This is a genomic window from Pedobacter suwonensis, assembly GCF_007833675.1.
Taxonomy (GTDB): Bacteria; Bacteroidota; Bacteroidia; order Sphingobacteriales; family Sphingobacteriaceae; genus Pedobacter; species Pedobacter suwonensis.
On the sequence record NZ_CP031708.1, the window covers coordinates 5,170,335 to 5,184,565 of the forward strand.

At 40.9% G+C, this 14,231-nt stretch carries 16 protein-coding genes; 13 read left to right on the forward strand and 3 right to left on the reverse strand.

The annotated features are described in order from the left end of the window. The first annotated feature begins 130 nt into the window (after positions 1 to 130). The 8 genes from DV942_RS21230 to DV942_RS21265 all read left to right on the forward strand — a co-directional run bounded on the left by DV942_RS21230 (position 131) and on the right by DV942_RS21265 (position 6,708). The gene (locus tag DV942_RS21230; RefSeq protein WP_134203300.1) at positions 131 to 808 is read left to right on the forward strand and encodes a response regulator transcription factor; all 678 of its coding nucleotides are present in this window, start codon (positions 131 to 133) and stop codon (positions 806 to 808) included. After that, entirely contained in the window at positions 805 to 2,058 is a 1,254-nt protein-coding gene (locus DV942_RS21235; protein ID WP_222431129.1) for a sensor histidine kinase, read from the forward strand. The genes DV942_RS21230 and DV942_RS21235 overlap by 4 nt, the downstream gene beginning before the upstream one ends. 6 nt (positions 2,059 to 2,064) lie before the next feature. After that, positions 2,065 to 2,727 carry a cytochrome b/b6 domain-containing protein gene (locus DV942_RS21240; protein ID WP_145860857.1) on the forward strand — a complete coding sequence of 221 codons (663 nt, stop codon included), beginning with the start codon at positions 2,065 to 2,067 and terminating at the stop codon, positions 2,725 to 2,727. 36 nt (positions 2,728 to 2,763) lie between these two features. Beyond that, positions 2,764 to 3,456 carry a VIT1/CCC1 transporter family protein gene (locus tag DV942_RS21245; RefSeq protein ID WP_145860859.1) on the forward strand — a complete coding sequence of 231 codons (693 nt, stop codon included), beginning with the start codon at positions 2,764 to 2,766 and terminating at the stop codon, positions 3,454 to 3,456. Positions 3,457 to 3,738: 282 nt separating this feature from the next. Then, positions 3,739 to 4,167: a thioredoxin family protein gene (locus DV942_RS21250; RefSeq protein WP_090988014.1), complete on the forward strand. Its 429-nt coding sequence runs from the start codon at positions 3,739 to 3,741 to the stop codon at positions 4,165 to 4,167. A gap of 10 nt (positions 4,168 to 4,177) precedes the next feature. Then, a complete protein-coding gene (locus tag DV942_RS21255) occupies positions 4,178 to 5,110 on the forward strand; it encodes an FAD:protein FMN transferase (RefSeq protein WP_145860862.1) in 933 nt (310 codons plus the stop codon). 145 nt (positions 5,111 to 5,255) lie between these two features. Next, the gene (locus tag DV942_RS21260; protein ID WP_145860864.1) at positions 5,256 to 5,483 is read left to right on the forward strand and encodes a DUF4266 domain-containing protein; all 228 of its coding nucleotides are present in this window, start codon (positions 5,256 to 5,258) and stop codon (positions 5,481 to 5,483) included. A gap of 13 nt (positions 5,484 to 5,496) precedes the next feature. Continuing rightward, positions 5,497 to 6,708 carry a DUF3570 domain-containing protein gene (locus DV942_RS21265; protein WP_145860866.1) on the forward strand — a complete coding sequence of 404 codons (1,212 nt, stop codon included), beginning with the start codon at positions 5,497 to 5,499 and terminating at the stop codon, positions 6,706 to 6,708. Between the two features lie 393 nt (positions 6,709 to 7,101). On the opposite strand, the gene DV942_RS21270 is transcribed toward DV942_RS21265, so the two are convergent. Genes DV942_RS21270 through DV942_RS21280 form a run of 3 tightly spaced genes read right to left on the reverse strand, consistent with a single transcriptional unit; the run spans position 7,102 to position 9,784 of the window. Then, positions 7,102 to 8,301, reverse strand: a complete 1,200-nt coding sequence (locus DV942_RS21270) for a winged helix-turn-helix domain-containing protein (protein ID WP_145860868.1) — start codon at positions 8,299 to 8,301, stop codon at positions 7,102 to 7,104. 41 nt (positions 8,302 to 8,342) lie between these two features. Beyond that, positions 8,343 to 9,245: a DMT family transporter gene (locus DV942_RS21275; RefSeq protein ID WP_145860870.1), complete on the reverse strand. Its 903-nt coding sequence runs from the start codon at positions 9,243 to 9,245 to the stop codon at positions 8,343 to 8,345. After that, positions 9,245 to 9,784, reverse strand: coding sequence for a GNAT family N-acetyltransferase (locus DV942_RS21280; RefSeq protein WP_145860872.1), 540 nt, complete (start codon positions 9,782 to 9,784; stop codon positions 9,245 to 9,247). The genes DV942_RS21275 and DV942_RS21280 overlap by 1 nt, the downstream gene beginning before the upstream one ends. A 72-nt stretch (positions 9,785 to 9,856) precedes the next feature. On the opposite strand from DV942_RS21280, the gene DV942_RS21285 reads away from it, so the two are divergent. The 5 genes from DV942_RS21285 (at position 9,857) to eboC (ending at position 14,209) form a co-directional block, all read left to right on the forward strand. Next, on the forward strand, positions 9,857 to 10,723 hold the full coding sequence (locus DV942_RS21285; RefSeq protein WP_145860875.1) for a LysR family transcriptional regulator: 867 nt from the start codon (positions 9,857 to 9,859) through the stop codon (positions 10,721 to 10,723). A gap of 332 nt (positions 10,724 to 11,055) precedes the next feature. Continuing rightward, on the forward strand, positions 11,056 to 11,436 hold the full coding sequence (locus tag DV942_RS21290; RefSeq protein ID WP_145860877.1) for a transmembrane 220 family protein: 381 nt from the start codon (positions 11,056 to 11,058) through the stop codon (positions 11,434 to 11,436). A gap of 22 nt (positions 11,437 to 11,458) precedes the next feature. Next, positions 11,459 to 12,316, forward strand: coding sequence for an EboA domain-containing protein (locus tag DV942_RS21295; protein WP_145860879.1), 858 nt, complete (start codon positions 11,459 to 11,461; stop codon positions 12,314 to 12,316). Positions 12,317 to 12,342: 26 nt separating this feature from the next. After that, positions 12,343 to 13,323, forward strand: coding sequence for a TatD family hydrolase (locus tag DV942_RS21300; RefSeq protein WP_145860881.1), 981 nt, complete (start codon positions 12,343 to 12,345; stop codon positions 13,321 to 13,323). 4 nt (positions 13,324 to 13,327) lie between these two features. Beyond that, positions 13,328 to 14,209, forward strand: coding sequence for a UbiA-like protein EboC (gene eboC / locus DV942_RS21305; RefSeq protein WP_244950767.1), 882 nt, complete (start codon positions 13,328 to 13,330; stop codon positions 14,207 to 14,209). The last annotated feature ends 22 nt before the right edge of the window (positions 14,210 to 14,231 follow it).

The following is a 14,231-nucleotide window of genomic DNA, read 5'->3' on the forward strand; positions in this document are numbered from 1 at the left end:
CTGTTAGCACCTGCTTTAATGTATTTTATGCGTCTTGGTTTTATCACATCTTCCAAGTAAATTACACCAGCTTTGTTTTTTATGTAAAACTTCAACATGTCTTCAGTATCTTATACCATATTTGTTTATCATGAAGATTCTGATTATTGAAGATGAGCCAGGTTTGCAACAAAGTATTGTGCAATACCTGATGTCTGAAGGCAACCAATGCAGTATGGCTTCAACTTATGCGCAGGCGCTTGAGCGCCTGGGGTTATACGATTATGATTGCATTCTGCTTGATCTTGGTTTGCCGGATGGAGAAGGACTTCAGTTATTAAACTATTTAAAAAGACTGAACCGGACAGAAGGCGTGATCATCATTTCGGCGAGAAATTCGATTGATCAAAAAATAGAAGGTTTACGTTTGGGGGCTGATGATTACCTGACCAAGCCTTTCCATCTTTCTGAACTTAATGCCAGGATACTTGCTGTTGTACGCCGGAAAAGTGCGCATGGAGAACGCCATATCGAGTTTAACGAAATTCGCATTGATTTAGACGCCAAGGAGGTTCTGGTGAAAGGTAAGTTGGTTTACCTGACCAAAAAAGAGTTTGATCTCCTGCTTTATTTTGTTGCCAATAAAGGAAAAGTAATTTCTAAATCGGCGGCGGTGGAGCATATTTGGGGTGATGATTCAGACATGGCAGATAGTTTCGATTTCATTTATACCCATATCAAAAACATCAGAAAAAAATTAACTGATGCGGGGAGTGGCGATTATTTTCAATCCGTATATGGCGTGGGTTATAAATTTATGGAAATATGAAGTTGTTTACCAGGTATAATATCATATTGATGGCGATCAGCCTTTTCGGGTTGCTGTTGATTGGTTCTCTTTTTTACCGGTTGCTGGGTTATTACCTGGATAAACAGATTGATCATGATCTGGTAGAAGAGATTATGGAAGTAAAAGAATATGCTTCAAAAGGAAATTTTTATCAGCCGCACGAATTTGAGGATCTGGTTGTTCAATACAAAAAAATAAAAAAAGCCAATCCTTCCAGCAGCTATGCTGATACCATTTTTTATGATCCTGTAAAGCATCATACGGAAACGGCAAGATACCTTAAAACAGAACTTGAACTGTTGGGCCAACCCTATCAGATCCTGGTCATCGCCTCAAAATCTGAACGCCAGGAGCAGATCCAGAACATCTGCCTAATCATTCTCATCCCCGTGATGCTGCTTTTTGCTTTGCTTTTGCTGGTGAACCGGATTTTGCTTAAGAAAATCTGGACGCCATTTGAACAGCTGCTGAAAAATATTACGGCATTCAATATTAATCATGAAGTGCCCTATCAGCCGGTAGAAATGCCTGTTGCCGAATTCAGGCAGCTGAATAAAGTATTGGTGGAGCTTTCCGGTAAAGTTAAATCAGACTATAACGAGATCAAGCTATTTACTGAAAATGCATCGCATGAGATGATGACACCCCTCGCTGTGATCAATTCCAAGCTTGATAATATGCTTCAGTCAAATGTTTTGGAGAAAGAGCACGGAGAAACGCTTGTTGAATTGTATAAGGCTACCTCTCGCTTAACAAAGCTTAATCAATCTTTGCTGCTTTTGGTTAAAATTGATAATAATTTGCTCCAGGATAAAGAAAAAATTAACCTGAAGTCGCTTATCGAAGAAAAATACGTTTATTTTCACGAGCTTATCAATGGCCGCAACATACATGTGGAATCGGTTTTAGCCGATGTAAGCATTTATGCAAACCAGCAACTTCTGGAGATATTAATCAACAATTTATTTAGTAATGTTATCCGGCATAATTATGATGGAGGGCAGGTTGAGATTCGTTTAGACCCGGATAAAATTGTATTTGCCAATACCGGCCATAATCCGGCGCTCGATCCCGAAAAAATATTTGATCGTTTTTATAAAGATCATGCTTCTGAAGGTACAGGCCTGGGGCTTGCTATACTTAAGCAGATCTGTAACCGGCAGCACTTCCTGTTGGATTATACCTATCATCACGACTTGCATACTTTTATTATTACCTTTAAACATTGAGTTAATATGGCGATTATCGAACCTATCAATCATGAAATCGGAGAAATCAATACCGGAAAGAAATACCCGGCCAGCCTGCGCTTTTGGCACTGGGTAAATGTTATTGTGCTTTTCGGATCGTTGTTCACGGTACTCATCAACGCTACGCTTTTCGATCATGCGCAACGCAGTTTTGTCAAAACAGCGCTAATGAATGCCGGCGCACCCGTAAGTGATAAGCAGGCAGGCGCGGTAACACATGGGCTTGAGGACCAGGTTTGGGGCATCCACATCTACTTTGGCTATGCCCTTGCTACGCTTTTTTTATTCAGGTTGATTGCTGAATTTTTTCTGCCTGCTGCCCAGAGAATTTCTCCAAAAATTAAAAAAGCTTACCTGGCTTATTTTATCTTAAAAAAAGAACGGGAGGCAGCAAAGCACGAATTGGTAGTAAAAGGGCTTTATCTGGTTTTTTATATTTTGTTAGCGATTATGGTGGTTACAGGCTTATTGCTGGCCTTTGAGGATTATACCGGCATTCCCAGAAACATGAATCACAGCATCAAGGAATTCCATGGCTTTTGCATGTATCTGATCCTTGGCTTTATTTTCATTCATTTGGCGGGCATTTTTCTGGCCGAACGAAAAGATGGAAAAGGAATTGTTTCAGATATGATCAACGGGGGGTGAGCAACATTACCTGATGACAGACATTATTTTTAAACAATGAGAAAGTCCCATAAAGAAGAACATCTTAAAAGTTCCGCATTTATTTCTGATATCGTGATCGGGATGAGTGACGGGCTTACTGTACCTTTTGCACTTGCCGCAGGTTTAAGTGCTGCAGTAAGTAGCAATTCGATCATCATTACGGCCGGTATTGCTGAGATCATTGCAGGCTGTATTGCCATGGGGCTGGGCGGCTATCTGTCTGGCAAGACTGAACAGGAACATTATGAGAGCGAGCTGAGGCGGGAATACCTGGAGGTTGAAAAGGTTCCGGAGATGGAAAAGAAAGAGGTTAAAGAAATCTTTGCCGCATACGGACTGGATCATTACGCACAAGATCTTTTGGTGGATCAATTGAGTAAAAACAAAGACCAATGGGTAGACTTTATGATGAAATTTGAGCTTGGCCTTGAAAAACCAGATATCAACAGGGCCAGAAACAGTGCACTCACCATAGGTTTATCTTACTGTGTGGGCGGCATGTTGCCCTTATCTGCTTATTTTTTTACGTCAAAACCACAGGATGGACTGCTGTTATCTGCCTTACTCACTACCATTTGTTTGTTCGTATTTGGCTATTTTAAAAGCAAGTTAACCGGTCAGCCAGCAGTTAAGGGTGCCTTCAAAGTTACCGCTATCGGCCTCATTGCGGCAGGTGCGGCCTTTTTGATTGCGAGATGGATTGCTTAAGCTTTTTTGCATTTTTTTAAGGTTATTTTTAACAGATGTTTAACAATTTTCTTTCAGAACTTCAGAATGTCTTCAGACTTGATTTATATTTTTGTTAAAAGATCAACCTTCTGATTTTGTTATTGCGCAAAATAGAAAGTTGAGGACATACTTAAATCAGAAGTTTTTATAGGAACAATTTTACAAAGATTTTTCAAGCTGTATTTATTGATCATAAAAGCCTGGCTATAATGCCACTGTTGGATCATCTTATCGTATTGCTGATTTAATTATAAAAGAAGAATGAAATTACTTTTTGTTGCCCTATTAGGGCTGTTTACCATTCCTGCATTATGGATGGAAAACTTTTCAGAAGCACAACAGCAGGCTAAAGCCACGCATAAACAGATTTTAATTAATTTTTCGGGCTCAGATTGGTGCGGCCCATGTATCCGCCTGCGCAAAGAAATTCTAGAATCTGAACGTTTTGAGCAATATGCAGATCAGAACCTGATTTTGGTAAGGGCAGATTTTCCAAGACAGAAGAAAAACCAGCTGACAAAAGAGCAGGTTAAACTTAACGAGGCATTGGCCGAGGTATACAATAAGGATGGTAAATTTCCATATACGCTTCTTGTTGACGAAGATGGAAAGGTGCTTAAAACCTGGGATGGATTTCCTAACGAAAGTCCTGAAGCATTTGTATCTGAGTTGGATAAGCTAAAGAAATAACCTAAATAAGATGGCTAAGCCTGTTTCTGTAAACCGGATACTAAAACTCATGGGAAACCGGTTTGAGTTTACGGTAATTGCTGAGCATGAGCAGGAGGGGAATGCAGCAATAGATTCGGCAATAAAAGAAGTGCAGCGGATAGAACAGCTGCTTACTACTTACAGCGAACTTAGCCAAACGAGTTTGATAAACAGGCACGCGGGTTTAAAGCCGGTAAAGGTTGATGAAGAAGTGATTAACCTGATCGAGCGCTCAATAAGGATCTCTGAAATTACCGACGGCGCTTTTGACATTACCTATGGCTCTATAGATAAAAGATTGTGGAATTTTGATCAGCTTATGACGAGTCTTCCTGATGAAGAAACTGCACTCAAATCTGTCGGATTAATTGATTACCGGAATGTGATCATCGATAAAAAGCAATCAACTGTACTGTTGAAAAATAAAGGAATGAGGATCGGCTTTGGTGGAATTGGAAAGGGCTATGCAGCTGATAGGGCAAAATTAGTGCTGCAAGAACTGGGTATTAGAAGCGGAATTGTAAATGCAGCCGGCGATTTGATCACATGGGGTACGCAAATAGGCGGCCACGCGTGGACAGTTGGCATTGCCGATCCTGAACAAACCGACAGGCCGTTTTCTGCACTAAAAATTAGTGATATGGCGATTGCAACTTCGGGTAGTTATGAAAAATATGCGACCATTAATGGGAAGCGTTACTCGCATACCATTGATCCTAAAACCGGACTTCCGGTAAGCGGGGTGAAAAGTGTCAGCATTATTTGCCCGAGTGCGGAACTGGCCGATGCACTTGCCACACCGGTTGTGGTAATGGGGGTAAAGGTGGGGCTTGAACTCATTAACCAGATTAAACAAGTAGCCTGTATTGTTATTGATGATGATGATCGGGTTTTTACCACAAAAAATATTAATGTGATATAATATGAAACCATCATGATTTTACCAAAACCCGAACGGGAATGAATATTTGAAATCATGATCGCTTCATCACCTTTAAACCGAGCTTGCGAGCTCATTGATACCATAAAAAACATAAACTATCGTCAATAAAATAAATCATAGATAGATGAGAATTTCCAGAATTTTCCTTGCAACGGTTAGCGCTGTTTCACTAATCAGTATGCTCAGTGCCTGCAGTAGCGTAAAGCCTTATCAAAAAAATAAGATTAACGATGCCGATATGACCTTATCAGCCCGAAAGGTGCAAAAATTTGAACAAAGTTTTCAGCTTTACCGCGAAGGTGCATCTGGTGCCAACGGTGGCAAAAGCGGTGGAGGTTGTGGCTGTAATTAATGAATGATCGGAAATGAAAAAAATATATCTCCATGTGCTCTTCATGTATTTCGGTATATTAGGCACTTATGCACAAAGCAGACCGGAACCGGCAAAAGTAGATAGCAGCAAATATCAGTCGAGAAAGCTAAAAGTAGATGAAGTCAATCTTGTTTCGGCTTATTATCATCAGAACGGCAATAATTCTGCGGTAACCGGTGGTATCGGTACCGAGAAACTGAGTGATTTTGCGAATACTATCGACCTTCAAATGTCTAAGTTCAACAAAAGGGGCAAAAAAAATACTTTTCTTTTTGAGCTCGGTGTTGATCATTATACCTCGGCTTCTTCAGATAAAATTGATCCGAATACTATTTCTTCCGCTTCTTCTGCAGATACCCGTATTTATCCGTCACTAAACTGGACACATTCGAACGAAGAGACCGGTAATTCATTCGGTTTTACAGGTTCTTACTCAACGGAATTTGATTACCAGTCGCTTGGGGCAGCCTTTAATTTAACCCGCCTGTCAAAAGATAAAAATACCCAGTTTGATTTTAAACTGCAGGCATTTTTAGATCAGTGGACAGTGATCCTCCCGATAGAGTTACGAACGGGCAATACGGGCAGGGGGCACGAACAGTACGATACCGCACCAAGAAATTCGTTCAGTACATCTTTTTCCTTGTCTCAGGTTATCAGCCAAAAGTTTCAGGCCGCTTTGATTTTGGAGCCATCTTATCAGAAGGGATTGCTGGCGACTAAATATCAGCGTAATTATTTTACGGATGGTTCGCTCCGCGCTGAAACATTACCCGATAAGCGTTATAAACTTCCCATAGGCTTACGCATGAACTATTTCCTGGATGATCATTTTGTAATTCGTACTTTTTACCGTTACTATATGGATAACTGGGGCATCAGGGCGCATACAGCTGAACTTGAAATACCGGTGAAGATCAATTCTTTCTTTTCGATCAGTCCTTTCTACCGGTATAATAACCAGGTGGGTACCAAATATTTTGCACCTTACGGGCAACATGCCCCATCTGAACAATATTTTACCAGTGATTATGATCTATCTACACTAACAAGCGACTTTTATGGTGCAGGTATTCGTTTTGCCCCACCCAAAGGTGTTTTTGGCTGGCAAAGACTTAACATGCTGGAGTTGAGATATGGGCATTATTCGCGATCGACAAGTTTGGTTTCCAATATCCTATCACTAAACCTTAAATTTAAGTAAGATGCTATCCGTAATAAAGAGCTATTCAAGTATTTAAATTCTTCTGACGGGTACATTGGGGCTGTATCAAAATAACAGATTTGGCGCCGGCAAAAGAATTAAATCTGGCGGTGTCGTCGGGCATCTTAATGATTTGGTAGGGAAGTACTTATTTTCTATACTATTGCATTAAGATTAGCTTCGCTGAGCACTCCTTGGTTTCCGTTTTCACATGAATGACGACCTTTCAAAATATTATGCTGCCAAAAATCCAAAAATCATTTATGATACAGCTTTTTTTACTAAAGTTAACCTACATTCTTTTTTAAAATAAAGACATTGTTGGCTAGCTTTTAATAAACGGTTGTTAACATTGCAAGAGTTTAGTTTTTTCCAGATGTAGATCTTTCAAACTTAGTATCCATCCGAAAATGCTTCACTGATTAAGTTAAGCAGGTCGTTACGGTTTGATTTTTTAAAGACCACATCATTGCACTTATTGAACAGAATAAATTCCTTTAAATGATGGATAAGCTTATCGATGGTTTTTTCGTCAGGCTCAACGGCTTCAAAATGGAGATTGTGGACGATCAATGTTTTCTTTTTCCGGTCGGCTTTGGCATCCATCCTGGCAATAAACCTTTCTCCGGCCAGAATAGGTAAAGAGAAATAGCCAAATTTTCGTTTAGGAGCTGGCACGAAGCACTCAATCTGATAATCGAAGTCGAAAAAATCTTTTAAGCGTGCACGAAATACGTTCAGGATATCAAAAGGCGAGAGGATGAAAACTTCGTCTTCTATATTAACATTAACATCTGTGCCAGAAAGCATATACAATGGTCCTTTTACACCCTCTACCTTTGCCGTTTTAACTTCTCCTGCCTGCAGCATCTTTTCCAGTTCTTTTTTTACCAGGTTGCCTTTTACGCGGCGGGCACGCCAGGCCATTTCTTTTACCGATGAAATGCCCAATGCACCGAGGGTGCGTTTAATGATGTAACGTGCATAATCTTCGTCAGTAGGTTCGGTTTGGTCGGTGTCATGTGGTATTACATCCAAAGGAAGCTGGTAAACTTTTTGAAATGCACTATTGCGGCTGATCATCAGTTTGCCTTCCAGGTAAAGCTTTTCTAATGCAACTTTTGCCGGACGCCAATCCCACCAGCCCGAGCTGGCTTCTATACGGTCGTTCTCAAAATCGCCAACCATCACCGCCCCATCCCGCTCAACCTGATCTAGAATTTGTGTCATTAAATCCGATTGTGCTTTTGTTAAGGGGCTACCCTGCGTTGCAAATGCTTTTTTTACCGGAAGCGAAAATCGGAAATCGTGCATGGGCAGAAATCCTGCATCGGAAGTGAAATATTCGAAAACATCACCATCATTACATAGGGCTGCAAGCCATTCTGTTTGATAATCCGGAACCCGTGTAAAGAGGGCATGATGGTGGGCACGTTCTACAACATAGTTGGTATCTAACTGTACATAACCCAAATGGTCAATTACACGGTTAACGGCCTCAATACCAGTACCAAACTGCGCTTTTCCGGAGAGGCCTGCCGCATGTAAAATCATTCTCCGCGCCTGCGATCTGCTGAGTTCAATAGCTTCCATTGTGCTAAGATATTGATCATTTATCAGGCATCAAATATTGCTTAACCCTTTTTCGGTTTGGATAAATGTGCTATTGCCATCTCTCCATGTATCCTCCATTTAAGCTCCGAAATCAGCGTGGCTGTAAAAATCAATCCTCCGCCTATTAATAAGCGGGAGGTAATGGCTTCACCCAGCATAAAATGTGCGGCAATGGCACCAAAAACCGGTTCGAAAAGATAAATGATCGATACCCTTTCGGCGCTGATGTATTTTTGAGCGATGTTTGATATGGTATACATGTATGCAGTAGAAAATAACGCACAGAAAATGATACCGAACCAAAAAGTTTGCGTTTCGGGAATCCAGACCGTGTTGTTTTGAGAGGAGGCCAATAAAAAAGTGAAAAGCGCACAGGTGGCAAACATGGGGACTATGCTGGGTACAATATCACCTTCTTTCGATTTCTTTTCCACCTGAATTAAATATACGGCGAAACAGAAAGCCCCGATAATGGTATACAAATCGCCGATACCAATACTCAATTTATCAGTAAGTGATATGACGAAAAGGCCAGTTAGCGCTACGCAGGCCGCAATCCATATTTTCAGCGGCGCAGCTTTTCGGTAAATCATCAGTTTGATTACAGGAATGATCACCACGGTTATGCCGGCTACAAAGGAACATTGCGATGCTGAAGTATGTGTAATACCGAGGGTTTGCAGGTAAATGCCCAATACAAGCGATATTGCAAGGCCCGCGCCCGTTTTCATCGTGTTTATATTAAGCTTCTTTACGTGCTTCCAGAAAATTACGGATAAAACCATAGTGGCTAAAAGGAAACGGTAGCATAAAAATAAAAGTGGCTGACCATGGCCAATGGCCAGTTTGGTAACCGAAAAAGAAATACCCCAGAAAGCGGTGCCCAGGACGAGTAAAATCAGGAAAAGGGTTCTTTTTTCCATTATAATGTCTTTAATTCGTTTGAATGATCCAGTTCTTTTTTCATTAACAAATCGGTTTGCTCATCGTTACCGAGCCAGAATGCATGTTTTCCAAATGCTTTGAAGCCATTTTTTTCGTAAAACCGTAAAGCTCTGTGGTTTTCTTCCCATACCCCAAGCCATACCCATTTTGCTCCTTGTTCGCAGGCCATATCAATAGCCTTTTGATAAAGGGCCTGGGCTACTTTTTTGCCATGGAATGTTTGTCGTACGTAAATCCGTTCGATTTCAATGGCATCATCTATTTTTTCGTTTTGTGCTTCACCAGCATTAATTTTCAAATAAGCCACAACATTACCATTTACCATCGCAAAATAAAACTGCGAATCCCTGTTATTCAGTTCCGTTTTCAATTTCTCCTCCGAAAAACTTTTTTCCAGATAATCTTTCATATCGTCTTCCGTATTTACGCCGGCAAAAGCTTCATAAAATGTGCTTCTCCCGATTTCCTGAAGTTTAGGGATGTCGTTTGTGGTTACCTTTTCAATACTGATTTTCATGTTACGAATGTAATTAGTTGTTAAATGATTTAAAATGTTATTATTTCATTTATTAATGCATATTTTGCATTAATGGATCTTCAAAGAATCAAATATTTTTTAGCCCTTGCAGAGCAGCTTCATTATTGGAAAACTGCAGAGAAGGTTAACATTACACAGTCAGCACTCAGTCGCCAGATCCAATCGCTCGAAAATGAATTGGGCCTGCAGCTGTTTGAGCGTAATAAGCGTAATGTGAAACTTACGCCGGCAGGCAAATTCCTGAAAGAAAAGTGGGAAATCGAATTAAATGAACTTGAATATATCCATCAATTTGCTAAACAGCTCCATTTAGGCGAGCGTGGAACCATTACCATTGCACATCCCGATTCCATATCCGCTTCGCTCATGCCTGATATGCTGGCTAAGATCACACAGGTACTTCCCCGGCTTCAGATCAAGTTGGTACAGGTTTTATTTGAAAATCAACTGGATTTCTTAAAAAACTATAAGATTGACCTGGCCATCACGAGAGATATCAACAGCGAACCGGGGATCAGGGCGAAAAAACTGTATTCCGATCACCTTGCATTGGTGGTTCCGGTAGAACATCCTTTTAACGTGTTCGGAGACCTATCTACCGAAAGCCTGAAAAATCAAAAATTTATACTGCCCACCAAAGATGAGGGAAGCAGTTACAGCGAGATTATCCAGGCATTATTTAAATTTTACGATTTTGTTCCGGATGTGTTTTTACACTCTGAGTTTGGTTCTGCCATCATCGCATTGGTGAGAAAGGGCTTGGGCATAGCCATTTTACCCGACTCGTATATGCACCATCAAAGTCCTGGTTTGCGCTTCATCCCGCTGCCATTTAAAACAGATTTATGGATCAATTGGCGGGCTGAAGATCATAATCCTGTGCTGGCCAATATTTTGAAACTTGTTTTTGAAGAGTAAATAAGATTTACGCGGTTTAATCTGGACCTTTAAATTTAGTTTCTACATTACTTATTATTTTGGGTTTAATTTATCGTATAAAAATAGAAGAGGGTGATATAAGCTTTAATGTAGGATAGGTTGCGATGAATCGTCATTGCTGACGACCTTTTCTGTTAGAATGTCAAATGGTATCCTTATATTATATTATTGAACTATTCATTTTTAATCAAAAAAATATTTTACTGCAGTATATAATTTACATTTTATAGGCAAAAAAAGCATTCAGTTTAAATAACTTTGTTTTTTATTGAAAAATCGGTGAATCGATTTATTTAAACCAAATAATTAAAATGCTTTTACTTATTCTCAACATTATTTTCTGTATCTCCTTTTTGGGTTTTGCCTATGTAAACCTTAATGATAACGACGCTTTTTTATGGGTGTCTATTTATTTAAGTGCTGCAATATGCTGTGGATTGGCTGCTGCCGGTAAGTATTATCCATTTGCTTATCTGTTTTTAACTGCTTTTTATTTGATTTACGCGGTCATCCTGTTTTTTGCAAAAGACGGCGTACGCGATTGGATCACTAAATACAGGCGCGAGAGCCTGGTACAGAGTATGCAGGCTACCAAACCCTATATCGAACAAACAAGGGAATTTTTTGGCCTGTTGATTATTGCAGGTGCATTGATGATCAACTATTTTGTTTCTGCAGGTATCACCGCATAATAGCTTTTTTTGACATTAATTTATGAGAAATGAGCATATGAAGGCCGTGAACGAGATTATAGGGGCTGTTGTAAAAAATAACATCAGTGTAGAAGCCGAAAAGTGGCTGGATGAATTTACACAAGCTCAAGACCAAGCTACACTGTTAGCTAAGGTATTTGTGATGCTGCCCCGCAAAACGGGTAAATTACCGGTTGCTATTTCTGAGGAGCAGCAAGCAGTGCTGAGTGCGGCAGGTTTTGGGTATATCAGCAGCTGGACGATAGACAGGCTCGCCCGGGTGTGGCTGTTGGCAGGTTTGGATCCGGGAGATAAGGAACTTCTATTTTCCTCCGTTAACCCCTTATTTCTGTCGGCAGAAGTAAACGAAGCTGTGGCTCTATATTCGGCTCTTCTGTTTTTACCCCATCCCGAAATCTGGGCGAAACGCTGTGCTGAAGGGATCAGGAGCAATATTGGTTCTGTACTCGAAGCCATTATGGAAAATAATCCTTATCCGGCAGCAAACCTGGATGAAGCCGCATGGAACCAGCTGGTGCTGAAAGCTTTTTTTACCGAGAAGAATATTAAACTGATAGTAGGGTTAGATCAACGCGCCAATCTGCAGCTTGCTTTAACGCTGGTAGATTACGCTCAGGAACGCTGGGCTGCGGGCAGGGAAGTACATCCACAGTTGTGGCGCCTGGTGGGTAGATTTATCAATCCTGAAATTTTTGAAACCCTTAAAACCGGTTTGCAGCATTATAACCAGATGGAACAACGCGCCATTGCGCTGGCCATTTCGCAGTCTGATTACCAACCGGCAAAAGATTACATCAATACTTTTCCGGAACTGAAATTGGCCCTGGCTGATGGAAGCTTAAACTGGAATTCATTTTAACCTATAAAAAAATCTAAGATAAAGATATGTGTTGTAGCAGTTCAATAGAAAGAGATAAAGCCATGATGGGCGAGCCTGAAGCTTTCGACATCAGTGCGGTAAAGGGAATGAAATTCTTCGACCCACATGTGCACATGACTTCGAGAACAACAGACGATTATCAGGCTATGGCCGATGCTGGTGTTGTTGCTTTGATAGAACCCGCATTTTGGTTGGGCCAGCCCCGTACCGGATTGGATAGTTTTAGGGATTACTACAGCAGCCTGATCGGTTGGGAGCGTTTCCGTTCGTCTCAATTTGGCATTAAACACTATTGCACCATTGGTCTTAACTCCAGAGAGGCCAATAACGAAAGCCTGGCCGAACAGGTAATGGAAATCCTGCCTTTGTTTATTTATAAAGAAGGTGTGGTTGGTGTTGGCGAGATCGGTTTTGATGATCAGACTGCTGCCGAAGAAAAGTATTACCGTTTGCAGCTGGAACTTGCTAAGGAAGCAGGTTTGCCTGTTCAGGTACATACCCCACACCGCGATAAGAAAAAGGGCACCCAGCGCAGCATGGATATTGCTTTGGAGCATGGCCTCGATCCTTATAGCGTGATTATCGATCACAATAATGAAGAAACGGTAAAAGAGGTGTTAGAAAGAGGTTTTTGGGCAGCTTTTACCATTTATCCTTTTACCAAAATGGGCAACGAGCGTATGGTAGAAATTGTAAAGCAATACGGTTCGGAGCGTATTATGGTCAATTCTGCTGCCGATTGGGGCATTAGCGACCCCCTGGCGGTACCGAAAACTGCCGCTCTGATGAAAATGCGTGGACTAAGCGATCAGGATATTCAATTGGTTACCTACAACAATGCCATAAAGGCTTTTGCACAGAGTGGACAACTTGATGAAAGCGATTTTAACGCACAGATAGACCTTACAGAGAAATTTGAAGGTAATACCATCTTAAGAGGCGGACAGCAGCCCAGACCAGATAAATCTTCTATCATTATTAGTTAAAGTATTGAAAAAAATAACTGTCTATCTGCGCATGATGCGCCCGGCCAACATCGTTACTTCAGTAGCCGATATTCTGGCAGGGATTGCCATTTCAGGGGTTTTAAGCATTGGCTTTCCCATCCCATGGCTGTCTATTATATTATTGGCTGCATCAACCGCCTGTTTATATGGCGGAGGGATCGTTTTTAACGATGTTTTTGATGCAGATCTGGATAAAATAGAACGTCCCGAACGGGCTATTCCCAGTGGCATAATCAGTTTACGGGATGCAACCTTATTGGGAGGCCTGCTACTGTTTGCGGGAATCGCTTTTGCGGCTTTAAATAGTCTGACCTCGGGATTATTGGCCCTTCTGGTAGCTGTTTTTGCCTTACTTTATAATAAATTTGGGAAACACCATTCTTTTTTCGGACCGTTGAATATGGGCTTATGCCGTGGATTTAACCTGTTGTTGGGTATAAGTATCGTGCCTGAAATGCTATCCAATCACTATCTGGCTATTATTCCTGTCATTTACATTTTTTCCATTACCATGACCAGCCGTGGCGAAGTTCATGGAGGCCGTGCTAAAAACTTATATTTGGCCGCGTTTCTATATGCTATAGTAATCTGTGCCATAGCTTATTTTGCATTTGTAAATGAAAGGTTGCTGCTGTCAATGCTATTCCTGGTGCCATTTGTCGTCATGATTTTCAGGCCACTTATAAAAGCCATAAAAGAGCCTGTTGGCAAAAATATCGGTGGCGCAGTAAAAGCCGGCGTCATTTCACTTATTCTGATGGATGCTGCCTGGGCGGTAACCTTTGATGCTTTGATCCTGGCTTTTATCATAGCAGCTTTATTGCCTTTATCCATGTGGCTTTCTAAATTATTTGCCGTTACTTAACCATCAAATACACCTTCGCAAT

What these genes read in the sequence shown, in the direction of transcription:
- DV942_RS21285 (WP_145860875.1), top strand. Translation starts at nt 9,857, where the DNA reads ATGGATCTTCAAAGAATCAAATATTTTTTAGCCCTTGCAGAGCAGCTT.
- DV942_RS21275 (WP_145860870.1), bottom strand. Translation starts at nt 9,245, where the DNA reads ATGGAAAAAAGAACCCTTTTCCTGATTTTACTCGTCCTGGGCACCGCT.
- DV942_RS21255 (WP_145860862.1), top strand. Translation starts at nt 4,178, where the DNA reads ATGGCTAAGCCTGTTTCTGTAAACCGGATACTAAAACTCATGGGAAAC.
- DV942_RS21240 (WP_145860857.1), top strand. Translation starts at nt 2,065, where the DNA reads ATGGCGATTATCGAACCTATCAATCATGAAATCGGAGAAATCAATACC.
- DV942_RS21235 (WP_222431129.1), top strand. Translation starts at nt 805, where the DNA reads ATGAAGTTGTTTACCAGGTATAATATCATATTGATGGCGATCAGCCTT.
- DV942_RS21280 (WP_145860872.1), bottom strand. Translation starts at nt 9,784, where the DNA reads ATGAAAATCAGTATTGAAAAGGTAACCACAAACGACATCCCTAAACTT.
- DV942_RS21245 (WP_145860859.1), top strand. Translation starts at nt 2,764, where the DNA reads ATGAGAAAGTCCCATAAAGAAGAACATCTTAAAAGTTCCGCATTTATT.
- DV942_RS21290 (WP_145860877.1), top strand. Translation starts at nt 11,056, where the DNA reads ATGCTTTTACTTATTCTCAACATTATTTTCTGTATCTCCTTTTTGGGT.
- DV942_RS21265 (WP_145860866.1), top strand. Translation starts at nt 5,497, where the DNA reads ATGAAAAAAATATATCTCCATGTGCTCTTCATGTATTTCGGTATATTA.
- DV942_RS21270 (WP_145860868.1), bottom strand. Translation starts at nt 8,301, where the DNA reads ATGGAAGCTATTGAACTCAGCAGATCGCAGGCGCGGAGAATGATTTTA.
- DV942_RS21300 (WP_145860881.1), top strand. Translation starts at nt 12,343, where the DNA reads ATGTGTTGTAGCAGTTCAATAGAAAGAGATAAAGCCATGATGGGCGAG.
- DV942_RS21260 (WP_145860864.1), top strand. Translation starts at nt 5,256, where the DNA reads ATGAGAATTTCCAGAATTTTCCTTGCAACGGTTAGCGCTGTTTCACTA.
- DV942_RS21295 (WP_145860879.1), top strand. Translation starts at nt 11,459, where the DNA reads ATGAGAAATGAGCATATGAAGGCCGTGAACGAGATTATAGGGGCTGTT.
- DV942_RS21250 (WP_090988014.1), top strand. Translation starts at nt 3,739, where the DNA reads ATGAAATTACTTTTTGTTGCCCTATTAGGGCTGTTTACCATTCCTGCA.
- DV942_RS21230 (WP_134203300.1), top strand. Translation starts at nt 131, where the DNA reads ATGAAGATTCTGATTATTGAAGATGAGCCAGGTTTGCAACAAAGTATT.